Raw genomic sequence first — 7,106 nt, 5'->3', positions numbered from 1 at the left:
CCCCCGGGCCGGGGGCCCGGGGGTGCGCCCACGCGGTGGTCCGGCCCCGCAAGACCCGGTGGCGGACGGGCCGACCGCCCCGGACGCCCCGTGGGAGCGCGGTGTCCCACCCGCCCGTCCGCCACCGACCTCCATCCCGGCCATTCCGGTCCCCCCAGGTCCCCCAGGCCGCCCGCGTCTCCGACAGCACGTCCGGTTTCTCTCGAGGTCCACCCCTGCGCCGATACGGCACGCCCGGTCGGAATCGCGCGCCCCGCCGCCTCCGTACAGCACGTCCGGTACGGCGACGGGGCCAGGCGTCAGGCGTCGGCGCACGGGACGTCGTCCACCGACCGGGTGTTACCCGTGGAGGATGTCGATGTTCTCGTACTGGCTGTAGCTGTCGAGGGCTCCGTACCAGCCCACGCTGCTGCAATTGCGGCCTGGCTGCCCCTGACAGTCGGTGCGGTAGGCCAAGTCCGAGGCGGAGATGGTTCCCAGGCCGTGGACATGGCCCGCTCCGTCCTCCTGGACGATGGGGCCGCCGCTGTCGCCCTGTCCCCAGACCGGTATGGACCGGTGGTTGGGGTAGTGGTTGCGGTTGCGGACCTTGACGCCGTGGTGGACGAGCGCGCCGTTGGGTGTGCTGATCGGGATGGTCTGGTCGAGCGCCTCGATCCTGATGTCACAGACGGTGCCCGTGGGTGCTCCGGACGAGCAGACCTTGTTGCCCACGAAGTTGCCGTTGACACCTGTGACCTTTCTGAGCTGCTGGTGGGAAGGGTTCCCCACCCAGGAGCCCCACCAGATGTAGCCCTTGAAGAAGCCCGGGTCGCTGTTGCTCGCCACATAGAGCAGACCCATGTCCCGGTTGAAGCGCTGGATCATCACCCTGCCGAAGGGCCGGTTGGTGGGGTACTCCGGGCTGTGGGCGTTGGCTCCATGGGAGCCGCAGTGCGCGGCGGTGACCATGCGGGACGCCGTGGTCTGCCAGTAGCGGGCGGCGAACCCGGTCGAGCAGTACTCCCGGCCGTTGTTGAAGACCCAGCCCGCGCCACCGTACGCCTGCGCGCCTCTCCTGCCGCCGGCGCGGCCGACGAAGGATTCCGGGTTCTGACCGGCGGGGACCTTGCCCACCGAGAGCTCGGGGGAGGAGGTCTCCACCCGGGTGACCTTGACGCCGCCGGTGATCCCGGTGACGCCGCGCGCGAACGCGGCGGACTGCCGCGCGGCGACGGCCTTGCCGCCTACCGGGGCCATGCCGATGAGCAGTCCCCCGCCGTCCGGGCTGGGGCCGACCGACGTGAGCTTCCCGGGGAGTGCGCTCCGCCGCTCGACCACCCGGTCGCGAGCGACGGTCAGCTGGTGCCGGGTGTACGGAGCCGGGGCCACCGTCACCTTCACCCGCCGGTCGCTTGTCGTGGCCTGGCGCACGGCCGCGGGGACGGTGCCCTTCCAGTACAGGGTGAGGGCCGACTTCTCCGGGTTGGTGATCACACCGGCGTAGCCGCCCTGCCGCGCCTGCTTCCGTGACGCGGCGACCAGCCGGCCGGCCACATCGGTGACCCGGGCCTGCTTCGCCCAGAACGCGGCCCCCCGGTCGCCGGTCACGGCCCCGGCGGACGCGGTCGCGGACCTGTCCGGCGCCGGGGCCGCGGCGGTGGGGGACGGTGCCATGAGGACACCCGCGCATGCGACCGCCGTCAGAACGGACACACCTGTTCTTGCTCTCAACATTTCCTCGTCTCCAAGTAAAGAGGGGGGGAACCGTCCGGATCCTGGAATCAGCTGCTCGCCCGCTGGATTCCGCGGACCGGTGTCAGCCCACGGGACCCGCGCCGACCGTGCTCAGCCGTACGGAGCCAGCCTGGTCGTCAGCGCGCCGCCGACCCACACCGCGTGGTCGTCGAGGTCACACACCCCCGGGAAGCGGGGGTCCGCGCGCGGCTCGACGCGGCGGCTGCCCGGCGACATCACGGAGGTGGCGATCCGTTGCCGTGGTGGTCACCGGCCAGCGGGTCTCTCCGCCGACGACAGCCCCCGGCAACCCCGGCGGCGGCACGCCATGCAGCACCCCTGGTACGTGGCACGCCTTCGGGCCCGGCCCTCATTCGATCACCGGGAGGACCGCCGTCACCACGCGGAACACCGGCAGAACCCGGGCGGAACCCCGGCGGAAGTTCGGGCATCCCTGTCAGTGACGGATGATCACGGTGTCGCCAGGAGCCTGACACGTGAGGGGGAACCATGACCACGACCACCGCGGATGGTGGCTTCGGGCAGCGGCTGCGTGCCCTGCGCGCCGACGCCGGGCTGAGCCAGGAGCGGCTCGCCCACGTGGCGGGGGTGAGCGTGCGGGCGCTGGCGGACATGGAACGCGGCCGGACCCGGGGGCCGCAGTACGGGACCGTGAAGGCACTGGCCCGCGCCCTGGGCCTGGACCCGGACGAGGCCCGGCTGCTGGAGGCGGCCGCCGCCCGGGGACGGCCGCACACCGGCCCGGCACCGGCCGTGTCCCTGGACCTCCCCAGGGACACGCGTGACTTCACGGCCCGTGGCCCCGCCCTCCAGGCCCTCGCCGCCCTGGCCGAGAGCGCGGCGCCCGGCCATCCGCCCGTGGCCGTCGTCGCGGGCACCCCGGGTCTGGGGAAGACGGCGTTCGCCGTCCACGCCGCCCACCACCTCGCGGCCCGCTTCCCCGACGGACAGCTCTACCTCGACCTGCGCGCGATGGACCCCGAACCTCTCGGGCCGCAGGACGCGCTGGCCCGTCTCCTGCCCGCCCTCGGCGTGACCGGGCGATCCCTGCCCCAGAGCCTGGACGAACGGGTCCGGCTGTTCCGCTCCCTCACCGCCACCCGCCGCCTCCTACTCGTCCTCGACAACGCCGCCGACGAGTCCCGGCTGCGCCCCCTCCTCCCCGCCACCGGCACCACTCTCACCATTGTGACCAGCCGCAACAGCCTCGCCGGACTCGAAGCCGTCCACCGCGTGGACCTCCCCCTGCTGCGCCGCGAGGAAGCCGTCGAACTCCTCACCCGGATCGTGGGCGCGGAGCGGGTCGCGCGGGAGGCGCAGGCCGCCCGTGACCTCGCCGACCGGTGCGGACGCCTTCCCCTCGCCCTGCGCATCGCCGGACAGCGCCTCGCCGTCCGCCCCGAGGAGTCCCTGGCCAAACTCGCCACCCTCCTTGGCCACGAGGAGCGCGGGCTCGACCTGCTCCAGGCAGGCGACCTCAAGGTCCGCACCGCCTTCGCCCTCTCCTACCAGCGACTCGACACCGTCTCCCGGCGGCTGCTGCGGCGCGGCGCGCTCGCCGCGGGCACCAGCGTGAGCCCCGAGACCGCCGCCCTCCTCGCCGACATCCCCCTCCGGGACGCCCGGCTCCGCTTGGAGGAACTCTGCGACGGCGGCCTCCTCCAGGCCGATCCGGCGGTCGAGCGGTACCGGTTCCACGACCTGCTGCGGCTGTTCGCCGCCGAGCGGACGACGGCGGAGGACGATGAGGCAGCCCGGGAGGCGGCCCTGGACCGGACCGCGGACTGGATGCTGGCCCGCGCCACGGCCGCGGCCCTCCACTTCGACGCCGAGCAGCACGGCCCGCCGGTGGGCGACCCCGACCCCGCGACCGCCCCAGCGGGCCGCGACCGGGCCCGCGCCTGGCTGGAGACCGAACGGGACCAGTGGCTCGCCGCCCTCCACCACGCCTGTGTCACCGGACGGCACCGCCAGGCCATCGACACCGCCGAGGCGATGCACTGGTTCTCCGACCTCACCCAGCACTGGCCCCAATGGGTCGACGTCTTCCGGCACGCCGCCGACGCCGCCCGCGCCCTCGGCAGCCGACGCGAGGAGGCCACCCAGCTCAACTACCTGGCCTGGGCGCACAACAGCCGCGCCCAGGCCGGCGCCGCCCTCGAAGCCGCCGACCGCGCACTCACGCTCGCTCGCGCCTGCGACGAACCGCTCCAGGCCGGCTGGGCCCTGCACTACGGCGCCGGAGCGCTGCACCGCCTCGGCCGGACGGACGAGGCCGTCGCGCGGCTCCGTGACGCCGTCGACTGCCACCGCGACAACCCCACCACCCAGGGCAGACTCGCCGAGTTGTCCGCCCTCAACGAGCTCGGCTGGGCCCTGCGCGAACATGGCCACGCCGACGAAGCCCTGGCACACCACCTGACCAGCATGGAACTCTGCCGACGGGGAATTCCGGGCCAGACGCGCCACAACCTCGACATCTACCAGGCGTTCATCCTGTGGCACCTCGGCAACGACTACGCGGCCCTCGGGCGGTGGCAGGAAGCCGAAGCCTCTCTGCGTCAAGCGGAGGACCTCGCCGGGAAGCTCGACCTGCCGGCCTGGAACGGACCCGTCCGGCTCGATCTCGGACGCGTCCTGCGCCATCTCGCCCGCCCCGCGGAGGCCCGCACCGTCCTCACCGCCGCCCTCCACACCCTCACCGCCCACCACCACCCCCTCCAGACCGAAGCCGCCGCCGAACTCCGCGCCCTCGACCACACCCCCTCCGCAACCGCACCCTGATGAAGAGCCACCAGCCCGCCCACCCCGGCGGCCCCACGCGCCCCGACACGACACCCTGGCGGACCCCATGGCACTGCTCCTGCTGATCCCGGCCGTCGCGGCACTCGCCCTCACGCTCGCCGTGCTCGGCCTGACGATCCTGCGCCGACGGCGAGGGCTGCCGCCCGCCCTGCGGGGCCTGGCCGCGCTCGCGGGCGCGGCGGCGGCCGCGCTCTACACGTGGGGGCTCCTGTTCCTCGGATCCGCGGTGCTGGACGCGGAGGACGGCGGCACCGACTCCGCGCCGATCCGCCCGTGCCGTCTGCCGGACCGGCGCGAGGAGGTGATGCGGGTGGTCGACTACACGATCGGCTATCTCCCGCCCCGCTTCGTCTGCGAGATGCGGGACGGCGACTCGTACACCACCGGCCATGTCCCCGGCTATGTCGCGCCGGGCGTCGCCGTCGCCGCCCTGACCGGCGCGGGCCTGGCCATCGCGGCCGGTTTCGTCGCCGAACACCACGCCAGGAGGACCCCCGGACGCCCCTGAGGCCCGAGCCCGCCCCTCGGCTCCCGCCCTTCCCCTCACCCGGCCCCGGCTCCCCCGGAACAGGGGCCGGGTGCCCGGGCCCGGACCCGCCGCCCCGGGGACCGCCCACCGAGAGCTCCCCCTGACACCACGTCAGGGGGGCTCAGCGGGTCCGCGCGTCGGATGACGTGGTGGTGCGCGACCGCCCTCCGGCGGGGCCCGTCAGAGGACGAGGCGGACGCGGTACTCGTCGAGCCAGGCGTTGAGCTGGAGGACCAGTTCGCCGCTGGCGCGGCCGAGGCGTTCGGCTCCCGAGACGCCGTCGAGGAAGGCGCGTACGGCGTTCAGGTCGAGCAGGTCGCGGATCGGGGAGTCGGGGTCGTCGGCGACCTTGGCGAGTGCCGCGCGCAGGGTGGCGCCGTAGGCCGGGTCCTGGGTGGGCGGGTAGCCGGCCTTCTTGCGGTAGAGGACCGACGGGGGTACCAGATCGCGCACGGCGGCGCGGAGCAGGCTCTTCTCCCGTCCGTCGAAGGACTTGAACTCCCACGGGACGTTGTAGACGTACTCGACCAGCCGGTGGTCCAGGAAGGGGACCCGGCTCTCCAGGTGGGCGGCCATGCCCATGCGGTCCTTGCGGTCGAGGATGATCCGCAGATAGCCGGTCAGATTGAGGTAGGTCATCCGGCGGATGTCCCGGTCGGTGGCGCTCTCGCCCTCCAGGGGCTCGATCTCGGCCACCGCGGTCCGGTAGATGTCCTGCTCGTAGGTGTCGGAGTCCAGTCGGCGCACCAGCTCCGGGTCGAGGAGGGCGGTGTAACGGGTGCCCTGGGCGCCCAGCTTGCGGCGGGCGAATTCGAGCCAGGGCAGGCCCTGCACCGTGCGCAGCTCCGGGTCGAGGAACCAGTCGTAGCCGCCGAAGAGTTCGTCGGCGCCGTCTCCGGTGAGGGCGACGGTGCAGTCCTTGCGGAACGCCTCGCAGAGCAGGTAGAGGGAGGTGTCGAGGTCGCCCAGGGAGGTGGGCAGGTCACGGGCGCGCAGTACGGCCATACGGGCCTCGGGGGCCATCAGTTCATGGCCCTGGAGTTCCACGGTCGTGTGGGCGGTGCCCAGGTACTGGGCCATCAGCCGGGCGAAGGGGCCGTCGGCGGTGGTGCGGATGTCGTCGGCGGTGAAGTTCTCGTCGCCGCCGAAGCCGACGGAGTAGGTGCGCAGTTTCTCGCCGTTCGAGGCGAGGGCGCGCTGGGCGAGCGCGGCCAGGGCGCTGGAGTCCAGACCGCCGGAGAGGAAGCTGCCGAGGGGGACGTCGGAGACGACCTGGCGTCGCACCGAGTCCTCCAGCAGCTCACGGACGGTGGACACCGTGGTGTCCAGGTCGTCGGTGTGCGGTGTGGCGGCCAGGCTCCAGTACCGGGTGATCTGGGTGTCGCCGCGGTGGAAGCGGAGTACGGTGCCGGGCACCATCTCCCGCACGCCCCGGTAGACGCCGGACTCCGGCGGCTTGACGAAGCCGACGACGGCGCGCAGTCCGTCGAGTCCGACCTCGGGCTCGATGGCCGGGTGCGCCAGCAGGGCCTTCAGCTCGGAGCCGAGGGCGATTCCGCCGGGGATCTCGGCGTAGTACAGCGGGTAGATGCCGAATCGGTCCCGGATGAGGAAGAGTTCCTGGCTGCGGCCGTCCCAGACGGCGAAGGCGAACATGCCCAGCAGCCGTCGCGCGCAGTCGGCGCCCCATTCCAGATAGGCGTGGAGCACGACCTCGGTGTCGCTGTCGGTGGTGAAGACATGGCCACGGGAGCTGAGTTCCGCGCGCAGCTCGTGGTGGTTGAAGACCTCGCCGGTGTAGGCGAGGGCGACCGGTGCCGAGCCGGGCTCCTGGTGGACCATGGGCTGGCCGCCGCCGCCGAGGTCGATGACGGAGAGCCGGCGGGTGCCCAGAGCGGCGAACTCACCCAGCCAGACCCGTCCGTCGTCGGGACCGCGCCGGACGAGGGTGTCCGTCATGGTCCGTATGAGTTCCTCGCGGCCCACGGCCGGGGGCCTGAAGTCGATGAATCCTGCGATGCCGCACATGGGTGGG

General features: G+C 73.2%; 4 protein-coding genes. 2 read left to right on the top strand and 2 right to left on the bottom strand.

Features of this window, described 5'->3' with window-relative positions; translation table 11 throughout:
- Window positions 1-339 precede the first annotated feature (339 nt).
- Window positions 340-1,656, bottom strand: coding sequence for a peptidase (locus tag ACFVIM_RS12165; protein ID WP_384300602.1), 1,317 nt, complete (start codon window positions 1,654-1,656; stop codon window positions 340-342).
- Window positions 1,657-2,226: 570 nt separating this feature from the next.
- Here ACFVIM_RS12165 and ACFVIM_RS12160 point away from each other — a divergent pair.
- Entirely contained in the window at window positions 2,227-4,521 is a 2,295-nt protein-coding gene (locus ACFVIM_RS12160) for an ATP-binding protein (RefSeq protein WP_384300601.1), read from the top strand.
- A 67-nt stretch (window positions 4,522-4,588) separates the two neighbouring features.
- Window positions 4,589-5,050, top strand: coding sequence for a hypothetical protein (locus ACFVIM_RS12155; protein ID WP_384300600.1), 462 nt, complete (start codon window positions 4,589-4,591; stop codon window positions 5,048-5,050).
- Between the two features lie 201 nt (window positions 5,051-5,251).
- Here ACFVIM_RS12155 and asnB read toward each other — a convergent pair whose 3' ends face one another.
- On the bottom strand, window positions 5,252-7,099 hold the full coding sequence (gene asnB / locus ACFVIM_RS12150; protein ID WP_384300599.1) for an asparagine synthase (glutamine-hydrolyzing): 1,848 nt from the start codon (window positions 7,097-7,099) through the stop codon (window positions 5,252-5,254).
- Window positions 7,100-7,106 lie beyond the last annotated feature (7 nt).

Source organism: Streptomyces sp. NPDC057638, assembly GCF_042800315.1.
Taxonomy (GTDB): Bacteria; Actinomycetota; Actinomycetes; order Streptomycetales; family Streptomycetaceae; genus Streptomyces.
Note: the sequence above shows the minus strand (reverse complement) of the source record. Positions and strands in the feature narration are given on the sequence as shown.

Coding starts and splice junctions, on each gene's coding strand:
- ACFVIM_RS12165 (WP_384300602.1), bottom strand. CDS start 1,656: ATGGCACCGTCCCCCACCGCCGCGGCCCCGGCGCCGGACAGGTCCGCG.
- ACFVIM_RS12160 (WP_384300601.1), top strand. CDS start 2,227: ATGACCACGACCACCGCGGATGGTGGCTTCGGGCAGCGGCTGCGTGCC.
- ACFVIM_RS12155 (WP_384300600.1), top strand. CDS start 4,589: ATGGCACTGCTCCTGCTGATCCCGGCCGTCGCGGCACTCGCCCTCACG.
- asnB (WP_384300599.1), bottom strand. CDS start 7,099: ATGTGCGGCATCGCAGGATTCATCGACTTCAGGCCCCCGGCCGTGGGC.